This is a genomic window from Gilliamella sp. wkB195 (genome assembly GCF_001690445.1).
GTDB classification, from domain to species: domain Bacteria; phylum Pseudomonadota; class Gammaproteobacteria; order Enterobacterales; family Orbaceae; genus Gilliamella; species Gilliamella apicola_E.
This window is the reverse complement of sequence record NZ_LZGP01000037.1, coordinates 103,645-123,913: the sequence shown is the minus strand read 5'-3', so window position 1 is coordinate 123,913 and position 20,269 is coordinate 103,645. Positions and strand designations below refer to the sequence as shown.

Sequence of the window (20,269 nt, the reverse complement as noted above, 5' to 3'; positions counted from 1 at the left end):
ATTATTACCCTGATCTGGTTAACATCAACATTGATTCAATATGCTTAGTTTGTGGAAACATATCCAAAATAGCAATCTTTGCAATATTGTATCCTTCCTCAATAAAGAGTTTGCAGTCCCTAGCTAATGTAGCAGGATTACATGAAATATAAACTATTTTTGATGGTGATAATTTAACAATTTCTGCTGTAGCATTATAAGCGCCTGCTCTTGCAGGATCTAATAATACTTTGTCAAATACTGTTTGATTCCATATCGAAAATTGTTGTTTATCTTCTAAATTACAGGTAAAAAATTGGGTTTTAGCCTGAATTTTATCTTGATTTAAGTTGGCATTAAGTTTAGCTTTTTCGACTAATTCCTCTACGCCTTCAACACCGGTAATAGATTGGCAATATTTTGCTATAGGTAATGAAAAGTTGCCCATGCCGCAAAATAGGTCAAGTATTTTGTCATTTGATGATATATCTAACCATTCAAGTGCTTTATTTACCATCTTTTGATTAATCTGGTTATTTACCTGAATAAAATCGAGTGGGCTAAAGGTTAGTTTTAATTGATCGATAAGGTAGTAATGTTCTTTATTGCCAAAAACATGAACCAGATTATCACCATGTAAATAGAGTGATATGTTATGAATTTCAGCAAACTGTTTTAATAAATGACTATCTTGCTCAGTCAATAGCTCAGTATGCCTTAACACTATAATTATTCCACTATCAACTGCAATTAATTCAATATGGCCAAGTGCTTTTTTCTGTTTGATTTGTCTTAAGCAAGATTGTAATGGAATGAGTAAATCATCTAGCTGTTCAACTAATACTGGGCAGTGGTCAATATTTATAATTTTGTTCGATTCGGATTGTCTGAAACCAATAAGTAATTCACCTTTAAAGAAATTAATTGATAACCGAGCGCGTCTACGATAATGATAGGGTTGATCAGCAATGATATTAGGTACGTTATCTTCCAACAAAGCCCCAGTTTCTTTTTGTATTAGCTTAATTAGTGCTTCATATTTTGCTTGTTGTTGTAGATCTGGCGAAATATGTTGTAATTCACAGCCACCGCATTGGGTAAAATACTTACATTGTGGTTTAACCCGATATTGACTGTAATTATGGTACTTTATTACTTTGGCTTTAGCGTAATTTTTTTTATCTTCGGTTAATTGAATATCGACGGTCTCGTCCGGCAAGGCTGATTTAATAAAGATTGTTTTACCTTTATGATTTGCTACCCCTTGTCCAAAGGCATCTAATTTTGTAACTGTAACTGTCAGTTTTTGAGAGGCTAGTTTTTTTTTCGGAGGAGTATAAAAATTGACCATATTAATAAATCGATATTATGTTAACCGTTTCAATAACTCTGTTTTAACATGCAAGGGGACTAAATTGGATATATCACCACCATGGTAAGCAACGTCTTTAACGATGGTAGATGAAATAAATCCCATTGCAATTGAAGGCATTAAAAAGATGGTGTCTAAATCTGGTTTTAATGCTCGATTCATTTCTGCAAGTTGTCTTTCATATTCAAAATCAAGAGTTGTTCTCACACCTCTAACAATAACTGTTGCTCCGTGTTTCTGGGCAAAGTCAGCCATAAGATTATCAAAGCCAATCACTTCAACATTCAGTAAATGTTCCACTGGTGTTGAGGCTAAGTTAACTCTTTCTTCTAAAGTAAATAGCGTTTTTTTATTAGGGCTTTCCGCTATTGCGACAATCAAACGAGGAAAAAGTTGGGATGCACGGGTAATCAGATCAATGTGACCATTAGTAATTGGATCGAATGTTCCCGGAAAAATAGCCGTGAGATTTTTACTTTTCATTTATCTTATCCATTAGCGAATAGGAGAATATCATACCTAATTTTGACTTGGATTGTTAGTTTAACCGTACAAAATCTTCGTTTTTTATGTTCAAAAACCCCGTTCCTCAACTTTTTTTATTATCATAAATCTATTTGAGGTATGGTTAAACTTGTTGAATTTTTATTATTGATGAAGTTATTTATTTTTCATCAATAATAAAAAGAGAAATTTATCAGCTTATAAAAAACTGATAGGTAATTTGGTGATGGTAAGTTTGTCCCGGTTCTAAGAAGCAGCTTGGTTGTGGCCATGTTAGATGATGAGGGCTATCGGGTAAAAACTGAGCTTCTAATGCTACTCCTGCAAAATTAGCATATTTACCATTGTGACGATTTGGTGTGTTGGCTAAAAAGTTACCAGTATAGACTTGTAGGGCAGGATAAGACGTTGTTACGTCCATTGTCACTTTTTTGTCTGATGATACAAGTTGAGCTGCAACTGGTTTTGATTTATCTAATAAGTAAGCGTGGTCATAACCGCCTGTGATTTTTCGTGCTGGGCTAGTTAGCAAATTATCGGATAGAACTCGTAACTGTCTTAAATCCATATCGTCTTGAGTAACATCAAGCAAATCATTGCATGGAATACCATTGGCATCGACAGGTAAGTAATAGTTAGCATTTACTTTTAAACTGTGTGCAAGTATATCATTAGTTTCACCATCTAAATTAAAATAGGCATGGTTAGTTAAGTTAACTGGCGTACATTTGGTTGTGCTCGCATTATATTCGACGATGACTTGATTATCGTCAGTTAATGTATAACTAGCGGTAACTTTAAGTTCGCCAGGAAAGCCTTGGTCACCATCTGGAGAAATTAATCCAAATGTAACTTGTTGTTCCGATTGTGATTCAATTTTCCATATTTTTTTATCAAAGCCTGATTTGCCACCATGTAACTGATTAACGCCTTGATTGGCAATAAGCTGATAATGTTTTCCTGCTATATCTATTTCAGCATTTGCAATGCGATTGGCATATCGTCCAACAGTAGCACCTAAATATGCATCTTGTTGTTCGTATTGTTCGAATGATTGGCAACCAAGTATTAGTTCTCGGTTTTTTCCTTCAACTTGCATGGTACAAGAAAGCCAAGTTGCGCCCCAATTGGACAATTTAATTTTCATGCCTTGGCTATTTTTAAGGGTGATAATTTGTTTTACAGACATAATTTATGAGCCCCTTCACTTGGCTGACAGATATAAAAATCTTCCTTAATATTAAATTTCTTATGATAGTTTTGGTTAACCACATCTTTTACCTCATCAACTTTGTTCTTAGGAACTAAGGCAACAACACAACCACCAAAACCACCACCAGTCATCCGTACCCCACCTTCATTTCCAATAACGTCTTGTATAATTTTAACCAGGTAGTCTATTGCAGTTACTGTGATTTCAAAATCATCGCGCATCGAATTGTGGCTTTCAGCCATTAATTTTGAGAGTAATGGATAATCTTCATTAGCAAGCGCATAAGCGGCTTTAAGTGTACGTTCATTTTCGGTAATGACATGATGAGCACGTTTAAATACTAGCGGATCGAGTGAGGATTTGATCTGTAGTAAATCAACCAATGATGCATCACGAAGGGCATTTACACCTAGCGCTTTGGCTGCGGCTTCGCATTGCTTACGACGAGTATTATATTCGCTATCAACTAATCCACGTTTAATGTTGGAATTAATGATTACAACTGCTAGATCTTTGGGGATAGAAATAGGTAATGCTTCTAATGATCGGCAATCAATTAATAAAGCATGTTGTGCTTGGCCAAGCGCGGATATTAATTGATCCATTATGCCACAGTTGCACCCAACATATTTGTTTTCTGCCTCTTGACCGATTAAGGCTATTTTTTTGCCATCAAAAGGTAGATCGTAAAGCACCTGAAACATTTTACCAATTGCAACTTCAAGTGAAGCGGATGAACTTAATCCTGCACCTTGTGGCACGTTACCACTGATAGCTAAATCAACACCTCTAATATCTTCTGAATATTTTACGATATATTGAATTACACCTCGGACATAATTCGCCCATTGGTAATTTGGATGTTTTTCAATTGAAGGATTAAGTAAAAATTGATCCTGTTCATTATTATAATCAACCGCTATTACCCTAACTAAGTTGTCAGAACGTTTGTGACAGCTAATTACAGTTTCATAATTGATGGCACAAGGTAATACAAAACCATCATTGTAATCTGTGTGCTCGCCTATCAAGTTTACTCTGCCCGGTGCTTGTACAATGGTATCGGGTTTATAACCAAATTGATCCTCAAATGCTTGCGCGGTTTTATTGATTAATGCTTTCATTTATTTATCCTTCTTATCTTTATAATGCACATCACTAACGTTGCGCAGTCTTTCGGCTGCTTGCTCTGGCGTTAAATCTCTTTGCACTTCAGCTAACATTTCATAACCTACCATGAATTTTTTTACGGTAGCTGAACGTAATAGCGGAGGATAAAAATGGGCGTGTACTTGCCAATAATCAGTATTTCCTTCCACAAACGGTGCACCATGCCATCCCATAGAGTAGGGGAAAGAGCAATTGAATAAATTATCATAATGACAGGTCAGTTTTTTTAATGCTAAGGCCAAATCTTTTTGCTCAGATTGGTTAAGCATTGTTAATCTAGCAATATGTTTCTTTGGCAATAGTAGGGTTTCAAATGGCCATATAGCCCAAAAAGGAACGACTGCTAACCAATGTTCTGTTTCTACCACAATGCGTTCTTTATTGGTCAACTCTTTTTCTACATAGTCTACTAATAAATTTCGTCCATTTTTTTGAAAATAGTTGCGCATATTGAGATCTTCTCGCGCTATTTCATTAGGGATAAAACTATTAGCCCAAACTTGTCCGTGCGGATGAGGGTTTGAACAGCCCATTGCTGCCCCTTTGTTTTCAAAAACTTGTACCCAAGGGTACTTTTTTCCTAGCTCTTGTTGCTGGGTGATCCAAGTTTTTATCACCGTTTCAATTGCAGGTAAATCAAGTTCAGGTAGAGTTTTACTGTGATCTGGTGAAAAACAGATAACTCGGCTTGTTCCTCTGGCACTTTGGATTTGAAATAGAGGATCGTTACTATCGGGTGAATTAGGCGTATCTTCCATTAATGCAGCAAAATCATTCGTGAAAACGTACGTTCCAGTGTAGTTAGGATTTATATCGCCAGTGACACGTTTATTGCCCGGACATAAATAACAATTAGGATCATAATGGGGTTTCTGTTCTTCATTTAAGGTTTCTTGTTGACCTTGCCAAGGGCGTTTTGCTCTGTGGGGCGAAACTAACACCCATTGTGCGGTCAATGGGTTATATCGGCGATGAGGATGATCAACTGGGTTAAAAATATCCATATTTGCCTCTTTAATTATAGTTTTACTGCGATTTTGGTGTAAACATTACTTTAATCAGGATAACCTTGCGGATTCTTTGATTGCCAATTCCATGAATCTTTTACCATATCATCAAGGGTTAACTTTGTTTTCCAACCTAATTGTTGTTCAGCTTTTTTAGCGTCAGCCCAAAATGCAGGTAGATCACCGGCTCGCCTTGGTGCGAAATGCCAATTAAGTGATTTTCCTGATGCCTTTTCAAAGGCTTTAATCACTTGCAGTACACTGAAGCCTACACCAGAACCTAAATTATAGATATGAACTCCAGCTTTATTTCTATCAGTTTTAAGTGCTGCAATATGACCATCTGCTAAATCCACAACGTGAATAAAGTCACGCACACATGTGCCATCAACTGTTGGGTAATCATTACCAAATACAGATAGCGATTCTCGTTTACCTATCGCAACTTGGGTAATGAAAGGCATCAGATTATTGGGCACGCCAAGCGGATCTTCTCCCATTAAACCGCTAGGATGAGCACCTACAGGATTGAAATATCGCAGTAAAGTTAAGGACCAATCAGGTTCAGCAATAGCTAAATCCATCATACATTGTTCAACCATAAGCTTACTTTTTCCATACGGACTAGTTGGTAAACCTTGTGGTAATGTTTCGACGTAAGGCACTGGCGCTAGCTCACCATATACGGTAGCTGAAGAACTAAAGACTAATTGTTTAACGCCAGCATCACGCATTGCTTTCATTAAAACAATACTGCCATAAACATTATTTTCATAGTATTCAAGTGGTTTATATACTGATTCACCAACGGCTTTCAATCCTGCAAAATGAATAACAGCTTTAATATCGTGTTCTTTAAAAATTCTTGCAAGCAAATTTCCATCACAAACATCACCATGATAGAAATCGACTGATTTTCCTGTGATGGTTTTTATTCTTTCTAATACTGAGGCTTTACTATTAAATAAATTATCAATAATAATAGGAGTATAGCCAGCAAGAATTAATTGAACACAAGTGTGACTGCCTATATACCCACAACCACCTGTTACTAATATTTTCATTTTGATACCTTAATTTTTTGAATTGTTATTATTTAACTATTCTTCATTTCCAACGTTGCTTTTCTTTTTGAAAAGATCCAAAGGTCCACGTCCTGATAAGGTGAAAGCAGAAATAAGTGTAAAACTTAATGCTATTAAGCCAAGCACTAAATATGCCCCTTCAAATCCAATTTTAACATACATTAAACCAGCAAAGGTGGACATAAACATTATAGATAATTGTTTTGCAAAACAAAAAGCAATTAAGTAAACAGTTGCTGATAATCGAATTGGGAAATGTTTTGTAATATATTTAAATGCACCAACTAACAATAAAGGTGCTTCGAACATATGTAAGGTTTTTAAAATAATAACTTCAACTGCGCTACTAGCAAATGCTGAACCTGTAATACGAATTGACATAATTGCACCAGCAACGAGTAAAGTATTTTTACTTCCGATTTTCATGACAATAATTGGAGCAAAAAACATTACAGTCGCATTTAAAAATTCACCCAGTGTTGTGACGTAGCCAAATGCTTCACGACCAACTTGTTCACTTGAGAAAAATGAGGTGAAGAAGTTAGCAAATTGCTGATCAAATACATCATAAGTACAAGCCACACCAATAATGTAGAGCATAAAATACCAAGTTTTAGGCATTTTAAGTAAATTAACCGCAAGTTTTAAATTAAATGGTTCAGGTTTATTTAGTCCCATTTGGTCGACAACATCTGTGGTTGCTGTTTTAGCTGGATCAGCTATTTTGACTAAAATAAGTAACACTAAGGCAAAGCCAGAACATAACCAAAAAACAGCATTAATATCCTTAGAAATCATGATTCCAACAAATGAAGCACAAATCGCCCAGCCGAAGCAACCAAACATACGGCAACGACCAAATTCAAATCCACTGCGTCTACTGATTTTTTCAACCAATGCTTCTATTGCCGGAGCACCACCACTAAAGACCATACCAAGATATAAGCCGCCTGCAGTAGCCCCTAGAGTAACATTTAGTTTAAGTAAAGGACCTAATATAAATATAAAGAATGGTCCAAATAAAACTAAAAGGAAGGTGATAATCCAAAGAAGGTGTTTTCTTAAACCTAACTTATCGGATATCAACCCAAATAACGGCTGAAAGAATAGTGCAAATAATGAGATAAATGAGAAAACATATCCAGTATCCGCTTGATCTAAACCTATCATTTTTAACCAAACTGGGAAAAATGGAAAGTAAGCTCCCATAATGAAAAAATAAAGAAAAAAGTAGAGGCTAAATACCCAATAATTTTTGTTATGCATTGCAGATTTAATTTTCTGATTCATAGTGAATTTCCTTTGCTAAGCTTTAAATGATTACCTAATCATTCAGAAATCGTTTATGTAAGAAATAAACTAAAAGCTATAAATTGCTCAGGATAATAACATTAAAAAAATGCAAAAAAAGTGATCTAGTTAACATTTTGTGAAATCGATTACATTTTTATTAAATTATTTTGGGTAAGTTAAATAACATCCAAATAAGTTATATCAAAATTCAATATGTGCCTAATTGAAATAGTAATTCATAGTATTTTAAATAAGTTTTAGGTAATGAATTTTATACAATTAATAGATACTTATGAAAATTATTATCTATTTTGTGGTATCGATTACATTTTGAGACGAAATTAAAATAACAATTTTAAATGTGTCTGATATTTATAGATTGCCTAATGATTTTAAACTTAAAGTCATATCGGCAATCTAATCTGAATTTTATTGAAACTCTTTTAGCCTATTTTCAAAATGTTGCCATAGGTAGAATCCATCACTGTTTTGTTCTGCATTAAGCAACTTAAGTTGATAATGTTGTGGTGGATTATTAATATCAATAGCTTCACCAGTATATAGCTGATCAAAACTTTGGTAGACATATTCAGTTTTGAAGAAGTATTCACCGGATGGTAGATGGCGGTAACGTTGAAATATAACCATTCCGCCAATTGGTGTATTTTCAAATTGATTAGGCAGTTGATATTCAGCAAAATCCAAAGCACCGAGCAGTGCAGCAATAGTACTATCATGACCAACCAATAAATTGACTTTATGAGATTGACTGTGTATTAAATCATCTATCTTATTGATTAATAATTTACTAATACTTCGTGCAATCGTTTTAGAGTGAAAAACTAAGTTAATATAGTGGTTACGAATTTGTATTATTTGTTGCCATTGTTCTTGGCTGGTTATTCTTCCCCAAGCAATTTGTTCTTTAGGAAATGCAGAGTAATACTGTAATAAAAAAGCATCAACGGCACAAATTCCAATTGCTAATGGTCCATGTAATTCGGGTTCTTCATTTTTCACAAAATGAAGCTCATAAGGAATATCAGCAAAATCACATTTAAGTTCAGAATATAATTGCGAATTTTTATAATCTAATATATCCGACACGATTTGATAAGCCGGCGCTAAATTTTTGAAAATTGATGCTGCTTTGTCTGCATCATTAATATCTTTTAAGACTTTTTGTTTAATTTCTGGGGTGTCATCTTGTACACTTGGATCAAAAATAGGATCCATTTTTTCGATGGTATATTTGTGATGAACAGGTATGTCATAACCAGCATAAGCACCGCCAACTAAGAATTGAGCCGTAGATACTGTTCTTTGAAGGCTATTTGCATAAACATATATATCAGGATTCTCTGGTGAGAGCTTAATATTTCGTTGCTCTAGCCATTGTGATAGATAATGTCCAAAAAACGTTTCTAAAACGGCCCCTCGTGTTGTTAGATAACCATAAGTATGATCCCAAATTGGCCATTTAAAAGGGCTTGATTTTTCTAAGAACGCTATCGTGTTTTCTAATGGAGTACGTATGCCATGGCGACTTAGTATAACGACTTTGTCTAACTGATATTGAGTGTTGTTCATTTAGTTATCCATCCTTGTTCATGCAAATAAGTTAAAATGAAATCTCTTTGCCCTTTGATAATTGTTTCAGCAATTTTATCACTCCAACCACTTGCTTTTTGATTTGTCTGTCGATGACTATAGTATTCACTCATTTGAGTATCGTATTTTGCTAATAGTTGATCATCTATTGGTTGATAGTTATTTTCAAAAAACACTAATTCTTTCGGTAATCTTGGTTTTATTTCTGGATTTTGATCAGGATGACCGATACAAAGCCCAAATAAAGGAAGGACATATTTAGGTAATGCTAGTAATTCGGTAACTTTCGAAATATTATTGCGTAATCCACCAATGAAAACTGTCCCTAAACCTAATGACTGTGCTGCAATAACGGCGTTTTGCGCCATAAGTGCCGTATCGATACAGCCAACTAAAAGCTGCTCAGCTTTTTCAAGTGGAATAGTTGAATCAATTTGAAAGTGGCGATTAAAATCGGCACAGAATACCCAAAATTCAGAAGCTTGATTAATATAACTTTGCTCTCCTGAATAATGTGCTAGCTTTGAACGATTATCGCTGTCTGTAATTCGGATAATTGTGGTGCATTGTAGAAAATTAGAGCTCGGAGCCGATTGTGCCGCTTGAAAAATTGATTCCAACTGTTCATTAGTCAGTGGTGTTGATTTGTAAGACCGAATTGAGCGGCGCTGACAAATTAAATCGATTGTTTCATTTTGCATATTGGCTCCTAGGCACCATTATTTTTTTATAAATTGCAAATCCCAAACACCATGCCCTAGATTTTGCCCACGTTTTTCAAATTTGGTAATAGGTCTGTCATCAGGTCTCGGGATATAGTCATTTGTTGTAGATAAATTTTTAAACCCATCAGCTTGACTTAATACTTCAAGCATATGCTCAGCATAATGTTGCCAGTCAGTAGCTAAATGTAATACACCATTAACTTTTAATTTTTCATGAATTAATTTAACAAATTCAGGTTGAATAATTCTGCGTTTATTGTGCCTTGCTTTATGCCAAGGGTCAGGGAAGAAAATTTGAACTTTATCTAATGATTCATTAGGTATCATATTTTCTAATACTTCAACTGCATCATGACACATTACTTTTAAATTGGTTAATTTATTTTCTTCGATTGCCATTAAGCAAGCGCCTACGCCAGGTCGATGGACTTCAATACCTATAAAATTTTTGTCTGGCGAGGATTTTGCCATCTCAATCAATGATGCACCCATACCGAAACCGATTTCTAGAAGCAGCGGTTTGTCATTTTCGAAAGTGATTTGTGAGTGTGCATTATATTCAATGCCATATATAGGCCATAAATGAGTTAAAGCCTGTTGCTGCCCTTTAGTTAAGCGGCCTTGTCTCAATACAAAACTACGTATTGTTCGTTTAGATTCTGTCTCTTGATTATTCGTTTTTAATTGTTCACTCATTGTGTGTCTGCTGTTAGTATTAAATGATTTATCAAGGTAATTATTCACCTTTGTGGTACAGTATTTTAACCGATTTTTAATCTACTTCAAAAAAACATCATATTAACTTATATTTCTATATATTATTGTGATAGATATAAAATATTTGTAATAATTTTTTATAATCTAGTTGAGGATGATCTGTAAATGATTATATAATTATCACTCCGATTTAACCGATTACGTTTTATGTAATCATGATTACATGCTTGAGGATTTCTCGTGCCTGATATGAAGCTTTTTGCTGGTAACGCCACACCCGAACTAGCAAAACGTATAGCTAATCGTCTTTATACTTCTCTTGGTGATATTATTGTTAGCCGTTTTAGTGATGGTGAAGTCAATGTCCAAATTAATGAAAATGTCCGTGGTGAAGATGTTTTTATTATCCAATCAACTTGTGCGCCTACAAATGACAATTTAATGGAATTATTAGTGATGATTGATGCGATGCGTCGAGCATCTGCCGGTCGTATTACTGCTGTTATTCCTTATTTTGGTTATGCAAGACAAGATCGTCGAGTGCGTTCAGCCCGTGTACCTATTACAGCTAAAGTTGTTGCAGACTTTTTATCAACTGTTGGTGTAGATAGGGTTTTAACGGTTGATCTTCATGCTGAACAAATTCAAGGCTTTTTTGATGTACCTGTTGATAACGTATTTGGTAGCCCTGTAATTTTAGAAGATATGTTACAACGTGATTTTGAACGCCCAATCGTGGTATCACCAGATATTGGTGGTGTTGTTCGTGCACGTGCAATTGCAAAACTTTTAAATGATACTGACATGGCCATTATTGATAAACGTCGTCAACGTGCAAATGAAGCAGAAGTGATGAATATTATTGGTGATGTAGCCGACAGAGATTGTATTTTAGTTGATGATATGATTGATACTGCCGGAACACTTTGTAAAGCGGCTGATGCATTGAAAGCTCGTGGTGCAAAACGTGTTTTCGCTTATGCAACTCACCCTATTTTCTCAGGAAAAGCGGTAACTAACATTAAAGATTCTGCCATTGATGAAATTGTAGTTTGTGACACAATTCCATTAACAGCAGAAGTGAAAGCATTGAAAAATGTACGCCAACTTACATTATCAGGTATGCTTGCTGAAGCAATTCGACGTATTAGTAACGAAGAATCAATTTCAGCAATGTTCCATCAATAATCTTTTTTTCTGAATTAGATAAATGCCCCTTCTAGGGGCTTTTTTGCTAATAATAATTGACGACAGACTATTATGACAACAATTAAACTTATTGTAGGTTTAGCTAATCCAGGTAACGAATATGCTGCAACTCGCCATAATGCAGGAGCTTGGTATGTAGATCTTCTTGCTGAACGTTATAACCAACCGCTAAAAATTGATCCTAAATTTTTTGGATATAGCTCACGGATTAATATTCATGGTCATGATGTCCGTTTGTTAGTACCAACTACCTTTATGAATTTAAGTGGTAAAGCTGTTCAAGCAATGGCTTCTTTTTATCAAATTCAGCCCGATGAGATATTAGTTGCTCATGATGAGTTAGATCTTAATCCAGGTATTGCTAAATTAAAATTTGGTGGTAGTCATGGCGGTCATAATGGATTGAAAGATATTGCAAATAAACTTGGCAATAATTTGAATTTTTATCGGTTAAGAATTGGTATTGGACACCCTGGTGATAAGAATAAAGTCGTTGGTTATGTATTAAATAAACCATCTAAACCAGAACAAGATTTAATTGATAAAGCAATCGATGAATCAGTATATTGCACAGATATCTTACTGAAAGATGGAGTAGAAAGTGCAATGAATCGTTTGCATTCATTCAAAGCTTAAATTTGCTAAGATTAATATTTTCTGTATTCAACTAAATTAAAAAAAATCCACCTGATTAACAGGTGGATGACAAATCACGTATTCATTCCAGACTAAGAAAATAAGTGAGTAACGTTACCACCTTTTTCAGCAATTTTCTTCATAACTTCTTTAATCAACCATGTATTCATTGCTGCTGTATCGTCTGTACTACCGGTATAATTAAGTTCAGTTGCTAATTTTTTACGTGCATCTAAACTGTTATCAATACCTAATAATTTCAATAAATCAACAATTGATGTCTTCCAGTTAAGTTTTTCAGGAAATTTTTTAGCTAAATTATCTAAAATTGACATCACATCGATTTCAGAAATTGGGTTTTTATTTTCTGATGTATTTTGTTGATTTTGTTCAGTATTACTATTTGTGTTGTTACTTGATGTGTTGCCTTTAACGGTGTCAGTGATTTTATCAACTTGCTCTTTCACTGCATCTTTTGCATGACCTACAGCGGCTTGTGCGCTTGGAAATATTTTAGAAAAAATATTATTTAAGATACCCATTTTACACCCCTTATGTTTAAACTGCTTATTAAAAAACTGCTTAACGATATAGATGTAGAAAATATCCCCTAAAGTATAGCTGTTAAATATAAATTGTGTCAAAGCAACAATGAACCAATAGCATTTTTTGTAATAATACTATTAGGGTTTTAGAAATATATTTTTATTCAATAGCTCATATTTTCAAATTAATTAAAGCTATCGACAATCAAAAAACTTATTATACCAATTTGAGAAAGTATTGTGATATACATCACAAATTCAATAAATAACTCAATACAGCGACTAAAAATAATAGTAGTATTTGGTTCACCAATTATTGGTTATATTTTATTTGAATAAATAATTGGATAGACAGTAAAATTTCTTTCTTTAATATGATGTTTTTTAAGCAGTGCTTATTCGGCTATCTTTTTGGTGTTGCTTTAAATAAAAAATATCGATAATAAATATTTAAAATCATGATTTTAAATAAAGACATTCTAACTATATAAGAACAATAGCGTGTATATCACGCTATTTTTATGTTCAAATTAAAAAAGCCCAATATTATGGGCTTTTCTAGTCAAAGGCGATTAGTCTTTATTCAAAAAATGCACGTCTAATCGCATATTCAACGCCGCGAATTTCTGCCAAACCTCTTAAGCGTCCTATTGCAGAATAACCTGGATTGGTTTTCTTTTTAAGATCGTCAAGCATTTGGTGACCATGATCAGGACGAACTGGTATTAAACGTTTGATTCCAGCTTTTTTACGTCGTTCTTCTTCAGCAATAAGCACTTTAATTACGCCATACATATCAACATCACCTGCTAAGTGATCACCTTCGTGGAAAGATAATGGATTATCTTCACGAACTGTTGCGCGCAAATGAATAAAGTGAACTCTATCAGCAAATTTTTCAGCCATTGTAACTAAATCATTATCGCTACGAACGCCATAAGAACCAGTACAGAAGCAGAATCCGTTATGAATGCTATCAACTGTTTCTTTTATCCACTGCATATCTTCAATAGTTGAAACAATGCGTGGTAAACCTAAAATAGGTCTAGGAGGATCATCAGGATGAACGGTCAGAACAACGCCAACTTCTTCGGCAACTGGAACGATAGCTTTCAAGAAATAAGCATAATTCTCACGTAATTTAGCTTTATCAATACCGTCATATGTTGCAAGATGCGCTCGAAATTGATCTAGTGAGTAACCTTCTTCGGCACCTGGTAACCCAGCAATAATATTTCCAACAAGTTTATCTTTATCGGTTTGCGTCATATTTTCAAAATATTTTTTTGCTGAAATCTGATCTTCCTGTGAATAATCTTTTTCGGCATTAGGTCGTTTTAAAATATGAATATCAAATGCAGCAAAAGCAATTTGATCGAAACGTAGAGCTCTTGAACCGTCTGATAATTCATAACCTAGATCGGTGCGAGTCCAGTCTAATACTGGCATAAAATTGTAACAAACAGTATCAATACCACAAGCGGCTAAATTACGAATTGATTGTTGATAATTGGCAATATGTTGTTCAACGTTGCCAGAATGGGTTTTAATTTCTTCGTGAACAGGAATACTTTCAACAACTGACCAAGTTAGACCTTTGTCTTCAATCATTTTTTTTCGTTTTTTAATTTCGTCGATTGTCCAGATTTCACCATTGGGAATATGATGTAAAGCTGTAACAATTCCTGTTGCCCCTGATTGTCTAATATCGTCCAATGATACAGGGTCGTTAGGTCCAAACCAACGCATTGTTTGTTCCATTTAAATTCTCCTCAAAGATACTTCATTTACAAAATTATTCTAAAATGAAGATCCATAAACAATGCATATTTGTTTCTATTGGTTAACGATAGTGACCGGTATAGAGTCAAATAAATAACCATCAAAATTTGGATCTTCACTGTCAGAAACAGTCATTAATGTTTGTTTAACATTTTCTAAGTGCTGCCACATAGCATGGCGTGCAGCCATTGCATCTTTCAACTGTAATGCCTGTAGAATTTTTTCATGATCATATAACCATTTTTTTCGATAACTATGATCGGTTATTCTACTTTGTAGTTGGTCCCACATTTTACTTGATGAACGTTTTGTCCATAGATCTTCTAATAACCGCTCAAGTATTGAGTTCTTTGTGGCTCGAGCTATTGCAATATGAAACATTTCATCAGCACTATAGTCATCAAGTACATCTTGTTCTAAAATTTGACGTTCTTGTTCTAATATAGCTCTTAACTCTACAATATCAGCTTTTACAATTTGTGAGGCAGCAAAAGCGGCAATATTACTTTCAATTAATTGTCTCGCTTGTAATAATTCAAAAGGACCAAAATCCTCTTCTTCTATTTCCCTGTCTTTTTCAGACAAGAACTCGCTTGGTAAACTAATTACATAAACACCAGAGCCTTTTTTTACTTCAACTAATTTTTCAAGCTCTAACATAATTAATGCTTCTCGAACTACCGTTCTGCTAACATCAAAGGTCTCAGCAATATCTCTTTCTGGTGGTAGACGGTCACCAATTTTAAAAGTTCCACTTTTTAATAACAATTTTAACTCATTACCAATTTCTTGATAGAGTCGTTTGCCTCTTGGCATAATCTATAATCCTCAGAATACTATTAAGTTTATCGAAGATGATTATACGCTAATTATTAAACTCCTCTAAGTTAATAATAAAAGAAATCCATTACATCTTTAAATTGGTTTACCAATATTGTCGGCCATTATAAAGATTTTAGCAAACATCCCTATAAAATAAACCAAAAAATGTGACGTGAATCACAAAAATTGAAAAATAAAGATGAAAATTTTGTCAACAAATGAAAATATGTCTAACCAATAAATATTGCAGTTAGTTAATTACGGTGTATAAAATGTTGAATTTATTAGAAATACCACAATCAATCAAAAATAAACCTTTATACAATAGGGAGAAAATGACCGCTCGTATTGTACATATAGGTTTTGGTGCATTTCACAGAGCACATCAGGCACTATTTACTGATCGTTTATTGAATAAAGGTAATAGTGATTGGGCTATCTGTGAGGTAAATATTGTTGGTGGTGAAGAGTTAATCAATGATATTAGAAAACAAGATCATCTATATACAGTGCTTGAAAAAGGCGCGACATCTAAACAAGCCTATATTATTGGAAGTGTAAAAGAATCATTACTAGCACCAACAGACGGTATTGAAACAATTTTAGAAAAAATGGCTGATCCTATTGTCGAAATTGTTTCATTAACGGTAACTGAAAAAGGTTACTGTATGTTGCCTGGTGGGACTGGTTTGGATTTGAATAATGAATTAATCAAAGCAGATTTAGCTTCTCCAAGTAAACCTATGTCAGCACCAGGTGTTATTGTTGAAGCTTTATATAGAAGAATGCAAAGAGGATTGAAATCATTTACGGCCTTATCATGCGATAACATGCCAGAAAATGGTTTAGTTTTGAGGAAAGCTATTTTAGATTTAGCAAATGCTCGCGATCCAGAGCTTGCTAAATGGATTGAAAGTAATACAACTTTCCCTTGTACAATGGTTGACCGTATTGTTCCTGCTGCAACATCTGAAACCTTAGAAGAAATTCAAGATGTATTAGGTGGAATGTATGATCCGTGTGGTATTGCTTGTGAGCCATTTATTCAATGGGTTATTGAAGATAATTTTGTCACTTCACGACCTAATTGGAACGAAGCTGGTGCTGAATTTGTTGATAATGTAGTGCCATATGAAGAAATGAAACTTCGAATGCTAAATGGTAGCCATTCATTTTTAGCCTATTTAGGTTATTTAGCTGGTTATGAGCACATTAATGATTGTATGAATGACGAAAATTATAAAAAAGCGACTTTATCGTTAATGATGCAACAGCAAGCACCAACCTTAAATGTTCCACCGCATGTTAATTTACAACAATATGCTGAAAAACTTATTGAAAGATTTAGTAACCCATCCCTAAAACATAGAACATGGCAAATCGCTATGGATGGTACACAAAAACTACCGCAACGCATACTTGATTCTATCCGTTGGCATATTAAACATAATTCTGATTTTTCATTACTAGCTTTAGGGGTAGCTGGTTGGATGCGATATGTTGGTGGTATTGATGACCATAAACAAGTAATCGATATTCGCGATCCAATGGTTGATGAGTTGAAAAAACTTGTTGCTGAGAGTGATGATGGGGTAGAAAGAGTTAACTCGTTATTAAGTTTAGAAGCTGTTTTTGGATCAGATTTACCAGCCAATTCATTATTCAGAGAAAAAATAGCAGAGCATTATCTTTCTTTAATGAAAAAAGGTGCCAAACAGACTATTAAGGATTTAGCTTTATAAATTGGAAAGAAAAACAATGAAAAAATTCTTAGATGATAACTTTTTGTTACAAACTGATGCGGCACAAAAGCTTTATTTTGATTACGCTGAAGATCAACCTATATACGATTATCATTGCCATTTACCACCAAAAGATATCGCTGAAAATAAAAATTTCCGTAATTTAGCTGAAATTTGGTTAGCTGGTGATCATTACAAATGGCGAGTGTTACGGACAGCTGGAATTGATGAAAAATATATCACAGGTGATGCATCTGACTATGAAAAATATCTTACTTGGGCAAAAGTTGTTCCTTTAACGCTTGGAAACCCGATTTACCATTGGACTCATCTAGAGTTAAAAAGACCATTTGGTATAAAAAATATTCTTCTTAACGAAAAAACAGCTGACAAAATTTGGTCTGAGGCTAATGATAAATTAGCGACTGCTGAATTTTCAACCAGAGGTATTTTGACACAAATGAATGTCAAAGCAGTAGGAACAACTGATGACCCTATTGATTCACTTGAATATCACAAACAAATCGCTTTAGATGCTTCATTTAATACTAAAGTAAGACCAAGTTGGCGACCAGACAGAGTTTTTAAAATAGAACTAACAGGCTTTGTTGATTATATTGTTGAATTAGGAAAAGTAACTGATATTGAAATTAATAGTTTTGAAAAATTACTTTGTGCGTTAACCAAACGATTAGATCATTTTGAACAACATGGTTGTGAAGCTGCAGATCATGGCATCGAAATTCTCCGTTATGCTGATATTCCTTCGGAAAAACAGCTTGATCAAATAATAGTAAAACGTCTTGCTAATCAGTCCCTTTCTGAACTGGAAATTGCACAATTTAGTACAGCAGTACTTGTTTGGTTAGGTAAGCAATATCATAAACGAAATTGGGTTATGCAATTACATTTAGGAGCTTTGCGTAATAATAATCAACGAATGTTTAAAATACTTGGTCCTGATGCTGGGTTTGACTCGATTGGCGATAGCCCCATTGCTGAACCACTTTCTTCATTATTAGGTATTTTGGACTTAACTGATGAACTGCCTAAAACTATTTTATATTGTCTAAACCCTCGTGATAATGAGGTCTTAGCGACTATGGCTGGTAACTTTCAAGGTTCAAATATTGCAGGAAAAATTCAATTTGGTTCAGGCTGGTGGTTCAATGACCAAAAAGATGGAATGGAACGTCAGATAATGCAACTTTCTCAAATGGGATTATTAAGTCAATTTGTCGGTATGTTAACTGATTCCCGTAGTTTTTTATCATTTACAAGACATGAATATTTTAGACGAATTCTTTGTAATATGGTGGGGAATTGGATGGAAAATGGAGAAATTCCTGAAGATTTTGACTTAGTTGGCAACATGATTAGAAATATTTGTTTTAACAATGCAAATCATTATTTTTCTAAATAACACGAATCAACAATAAATAAGATGAAGGAAATAAAATGAGAACAATTCCAAAATTTCGGTGGTACATGATTTTACTTGTCTGTGCTATTACAATAATCAATTATCTTGATCGAACGGCATTAGGAGTTGCCGCGCCGACAATTTTAGAAACCACAGGTATTACTAAAGAGCAATATTCTTGGATTGTTAGCGCATTCCAGTTAGCGTATACGATAGGTCAACCTATCATGGGCTTTTTTATTGATACTATAGGTCTAAGACTTGGGTTTGCTATCTGTGCGGTAATTTGGGGATTAGCAACCATGGGTCATGCATTGACAGGTACATGGCAAGGTTTAGCTTTCATGCGCGGTGTAATGGGCTTTAGTGAAGCATCAGCTATCCCAGCAGGAATAAAAACTGCCTCTATATGGTTCCCTGCAAAAGAAAGAGGGATCGCATCAGGTGTGTTTAATATGGGGACATCTTTTGGTGCTATGTTAGCTCCCCCTCTAATCGCTTGGTGTATTTTATTCCAAGGTTGGGAATTTGCTTTCGTTGTTTCTGGTTCGTTAGCATTAATTGCTGCTCTTGCTTGGTTTATTTTTTATCGTGACCCTAAAGATTCAAAAATATTGTCTCCTGAAGAAAGAGAATATATTGAAGCAGGTCAAGAAAAATATTTAGACAATGATAAAGAAAAAGTATCTTTAAAAACGATCCTTACTCAGCGTAATTTCTGGGGTATTGGTATTGCACGTTTTCTTGCAGATCCAGCTTGGGGGACAATCAATTTTTGGGTGCCAATTTTCTTCGTTGAAACATTACACTTTAGTTTAAAAGAAATTGCTATGTTTGTTTGGCTACCGTTTTTGATGGCTGATCTAGGCTGTTTAGCAAGTGGTTTTGTTGCGAAGTTTTTTAATGACCGTGGAATATCATTAATCAATTCAAGATTGATCACCTTTACCATCGGCGCTGTGTTAATGATGACCATTGGTTTTGTTAGTATTGTTGAAAACCCATACTTAGCGGTATTTTTAATCAGCCTTGGTGGTTTTTCACATCAATTGTTATCTACTGTTGCATCAACTTTAGGCGGCGATTTATTTAAGAAAAATCAGGTTGCTACAGCAGTTGGGATGGCCGGTGCTTGTGCTTGGACAGGTCAATTAATATTTAACCTTTTCATTGGTGCATTTGTAGGCATAATTGGTTTTGGTCCTTTCTTTATTGCATTAGCTTTCTTTGATGTAATCGGTGCAATTGTGCTTTGGACATTTATTCGCGAGAACCAAGTTAATCAAAGTACCACTAATTAATCATAACTAGATAACTAACAAATAATTAATAATAGCTAACATAGGTAGGATCAAAATTTTTGATTCTACCTATTTTTTTGAAATTGAATAATTATTTTAATTAGCCTTATTATTTATTTCATTTTTAATAGTT

General features: G+C 34.4%; 18 protein-coding genes. 5 read left to right on the top strand and 13 right to left on the bottom strand.

Features of this window, described 5'->3' with window-relative positions; translation table 11 throughout:
• Positions 1 to 4: 4 nt before the first annotated feature.
• The 10 genes from rlmD to trmB all read right to left on the bottom strand — a co-directional run bounded on the left by rlmD (position 5) and on the right by trmB (position 10,655).
• Complete coding sequence (rlmD, locus tag A9G08_RS10455; protein WP_065563646.1) at positions 5 to 1,330, bottom strand: 23S rRNA (uracil(1939)-C(5))-methyltransferase RlmD; 1,326 nt, start codon at positions 1,328 to 1,330, stop codon at positions 5 to 7.
• 15 nt (positions 1,331 to 1,345) lie between these two features.
• Entirely contained in the window at positions 1,346 to 1,834 is a 489-nt protein-coding gene (gene coaD, locus A9G08_RS10450; protein WP_065563645.1) for a pantetheine-phosphate adenylyltransferase, read from the bottom strand.
• Positions 1,835 to 2,048: 214 nt separating this feature from the next.
• A complete protein-coding gene (gene galM, locus A9G08_RS10445) occupies positions 2,049 to 3,044 on the bottom strand; it encodes a galactose-1-epimerase (protein WP_065563644.1) in 996 nt (331 codons plus the stop codon).
• Positions 3,035 to 4,192: a galactokinase gene (gene galK / locus A9G08_RS10440; protein WP_065563643.1), complete on the bottom strand. Its 1,158-nt coding sequence runs from the start codon at positions 4,190 to 4,192 to the stop codon at positions 3,035 to 3,037. Before galK ends, galM begins: the two co-directional genes overlap by 10 nt.
• Entirely contained in the window at positions 4,193 to 5,242 is a 1,050-nt protein-coding gene (galT, locus tag A9G08_RS10435; RefSeq protein WP_065563642.1) for a galactose-1-phosphate uridylyltransferase, read from the bottom strand.
• A gap of 50 nt (positions 5,243 to 5,292) precedes the next feature.
• On the bottom strand, positions 5,293 to 6,309 hold the full coding sequence (galE, locus tag A9G08_RS10430) for a UDP-glucose 4-epimerase GalE (protein WP_065563641.1): 1,017 nt from the start codon (positions 6,307 to 6,309) through the stop codon (positions 5,293 to 5,295).
• 36 nt (positions 6,310 to 6,345) lie between these two features.
• Positions 6,346 to 7,620, bottom strand: coding sequence for an MFS transporter (locus A9G08_RS10425; protein ID WP_255305755.1), 1,275 nt, complete (start codon positions 7,618 to 7,620; stop codon positions 6,346 to 6,348).
• 432 nt (positions 7,621 to 8,052) lie between these two features.
• Positions 8,053 to 9,213, bottom strand: a complete 1,161-nt coding sequence (locus tag A9G08_RS10420; protein ID WP_065563640.1) for a histidine-type phosphatase — start codon at positions 9,211 to 9,213, stop codon at positions 8,053 to 8,055.
• Complete coding sequence (nfsA, locus tag A9G08_RS10415) at positions 9,210 to 9,935, bottom strand: oxygen-insensitive NADPH nitroreductase (protein ID WP_065563639.1); 726 nt, start codon at positions 9,933 to 9,935, stop codon at positions 9,210 to 9,212. Before nfsA ends, A9G08_RS10420 begins: the two co-directional genes overlap by 4 nt.
• Positions 9,936 to 9,953: 18 nt before the next feature.
• Positions 9,954 to 10,655 carry a tRNA (guanosine(46)-N7)-methyltransferase TrmB gene (trmB, locus tag A9G08_RS10410; protein WP_065563638.1) on the bottom strand — a complete coding sequence of 234 codons (702 nt, stop codon included), beginning with the start codon at positions 10,653 to 10,655 and terminating at the stop codon, positions 9,954 to 9,956.
• Positions 10,656 to 10,916: 261 nt separating this feature from the next.
• Between trmB and A9G08_RS10405 the strand changes: the two genes are divergently transcribed.
• Together A9G08_RS10405 and pth are read left to right on the top strand one after the other, a co-directional pair.
• Entirely contained in the window at positions 10,917 to 11,864 is a 948-nt protein-coding gene (locus A9G08_RS10405) for a ribose-phosphate pyrophosphokinase (protein WP_141673970.1), read from the top strand.
• A 72-nt stretch (positions 11,865 to 11,936) separates the two neighbouring features.
• Positions 11,937 to 12,521, top strand: coding sequence for an aminoacyl-tRNA hydrolase (pth, locus tag A9G08_RS10400; protein ID WP_065563637.1), 585 nt, complete (start codon positions 11,937 to 11,939; stop codon positions 12,519 to 12,521).
• 92 nt (positions 12,522 to 12,613) lie between these two features.
• On the opposite strand, the gene A9G08_RS10395 is transcribed toward pth, so the two are convergent.
• From A9G08_RS10395 to A9G08_RS10385, 3 genes are all read right to left on the bottom strand, one after another.
• Positions 12,614 to 13,063, bottom strand: a complete 450-nt coding sequence (locus A9G08_RS10395; RefSeq protein ID WP_065563636.1) for a DUF3597 domain-containing protein — start codon at positions 13,061 to 13,063, stop codon at positions 12,614 to 12,616.
• A gap of 582 nt (positions 13,064 to 13,645) precedes the next feature.
• A complete protein-coding gene (gene uxuA / locus A9G08_RS10390) occupies positions 13,646 to 14,827 on the bottom strand; it encodes a mannonate dehydratase (RefSeq protein WP_065563635.1) in 1,182 nt (393 codons plus the stop codon).
• 75 nt (positions 14,828 to 14,902) lie between these two features.
• A complete protein-coding gene (locus A9G08_RS10385) occupies positions 14,903 to 15,664 on the bottom strand; it encodes a GntR family transcriptional regulator (protein WP_065563634.1) in 762 nt (253 codons plus the stop codon).
• 278 nt (positions 15,665 to 15,942) lie between these two features.
• Between A9G08_RS10385 and A9G08_RS10380 the strand changes: the two genes are divergently transcribed.
• From A9G08_RS10380 to A9G08_RS10370, 3 genes are read left to right on the top strand one after another with little or no spacing between them, the layout of a single operon-like run.
• Positions 15,943 to 17,412, top strand: a complete 1,470-nt coding sequence (locus A9G08_RS10380) for a mannitol dehydrogenase family protein (protein ID WP_065563633.1) — start codon at positions 15,943 to 15,945, stop codon at positions 17,410 to 17,412.
• A gap of 16 nt (positions 17,413 to 17,428) precedes the next feature.
• Positions 17,429 to 18,835 (top strand): glucuronate isomerase, encoded by a 1,407-nt coding sequence (uxaC, locus tag A9G08_RS10375; protein WP_065563632.1) that lies wholly within the window; start codon positions 17,429 to 17,431, stop codon positions 18,833 to 18,835.
• 35 nt (positions 18,836 to 18,870) lie between these two features.
• Positions 18,871 to 20,136 (top strand): MFS transporter, encoded by a 1,266-nt coding sequence (locus A9G08_RS10370; protein WP_065563631.1) that lies wholly within the window; start codon positions 18,871 to 18,873, stop codon positions 20,134 to 20,136.
• The last annotated feature ends 133 nt before the right edge of the window (positions 20,137 to 20,269 follow it).

Bases quoted from the DNA above. Each gene is read 5' to 3' on its own strand.
- rlmD (WP_065563646.1), bottom strand. From the start codon at position 1,330: ATGGTCAATTTTTATACTCCTCCGAAAAAAAAACTAGCCTCTCAAAAA.
- coaD (WP_065563645.1), bottom strand. From the start codon at position 1,834: ATGAAAAGTAAAAATCTCACGGCTATTTTTCCGGGAACATTCGATCCA.
- galM (WP_065563644.1), bottom strand. From the start codon at position 3,044: ATGTCTGTAAAACAAATTATCACCCTTAAAAATAGCCAAGGCATGAAA.
- galK (WP_065563643.1), bottom strand. From the start codon at position 4,192: ATGAAAGCATTAATCAATAAAACCGCGCAAGCATTTGAGGATCAATTT.
- galT (WP_065563642.1), bottom strand. From the start codon at position 5,242: ATGGATATTTTTAACCCAGTTGATCATCCTCATCGCCGATATAACCCA.
- galE (WP_065563641.1), bottom strand. From the start codon at position 6,309: ATGAAAATATTAGTAACAGGTGGTTGTGGGTATATAGGCAGTCACACT.
- A9G08_RS10425 (WP_255305755.1), bottom strand. From the start codon at position 7,620: ATGAATCAGAAAATTAAATCTGCAATGCATAACAAAAATTATTGGGTA.
- A9G08_RS10420 (WP_065563640.1), bottom strand. From the start codon at position 9,213: ATGAACAACACTCAATATCAGTTAGACAAAGTCGTTATACTAAGTCGC.
- nfsA (WP_065563639.1), bottom strand. From the start codon at position 9,935: ATGCAAAATGAAACAATCGATTTAATTTGTCAGCGCCGCTCAATTCGG.
- trmB (WP_065563638.1), bottom strand. From the start codon at position 10,655: ATGAGTGAACAATTAAAAACGAATAATCAAGAGACAGAATCTAAACGA.
- pth (WP_065563637.1), top strand. From the start codon at position 11,937: ATGACAACAATTAAACTTATTGTAGGTTTAGCTAATCCAGGTAACGAA.
- A9G08_RS10395 (WP_065563636.1), bottom strand. From the start codon at position 13,063: ATGGGTATCTTAAATAATATTTTTTCTAAAATATTTCCAAGCGCACAA.
- uxuA (WP_065563635.1), bottom strand. From the start codon at position 14,827: ATGGAACAAACAATGCGTTGGTTTGGACCTAACGACCCTGTATCATTG.
- A9G08_RS10385 (WP_065563634.1), bottom strand. From the start codon at position 15,664: ATGCCAAGAGGCAAACGACTCTATCAAGAAATTGGTAATGAGTTAAAA.
- A9G08_RS10380 (WP_065563633.1), top strand. From the start codon at position 15,943: ATGTTGAATTTATTAGAAATACCACAATCAATCAAAAATAAACCTTTA.
- uxaC (WP_065563632.1), top strand. From the start codon at position 17,429: ATGAAAAAATTCTTAGATGATAACTTTTTGTTACAAACTGATGCGGCA.
- A9G08_RS10370 (WP_065563631.1), top strand. From the start codon at position 18,871: ATGAGAACAATTCCAAAATTTCGGTGGTACATGATTTTACTTGTCTGT.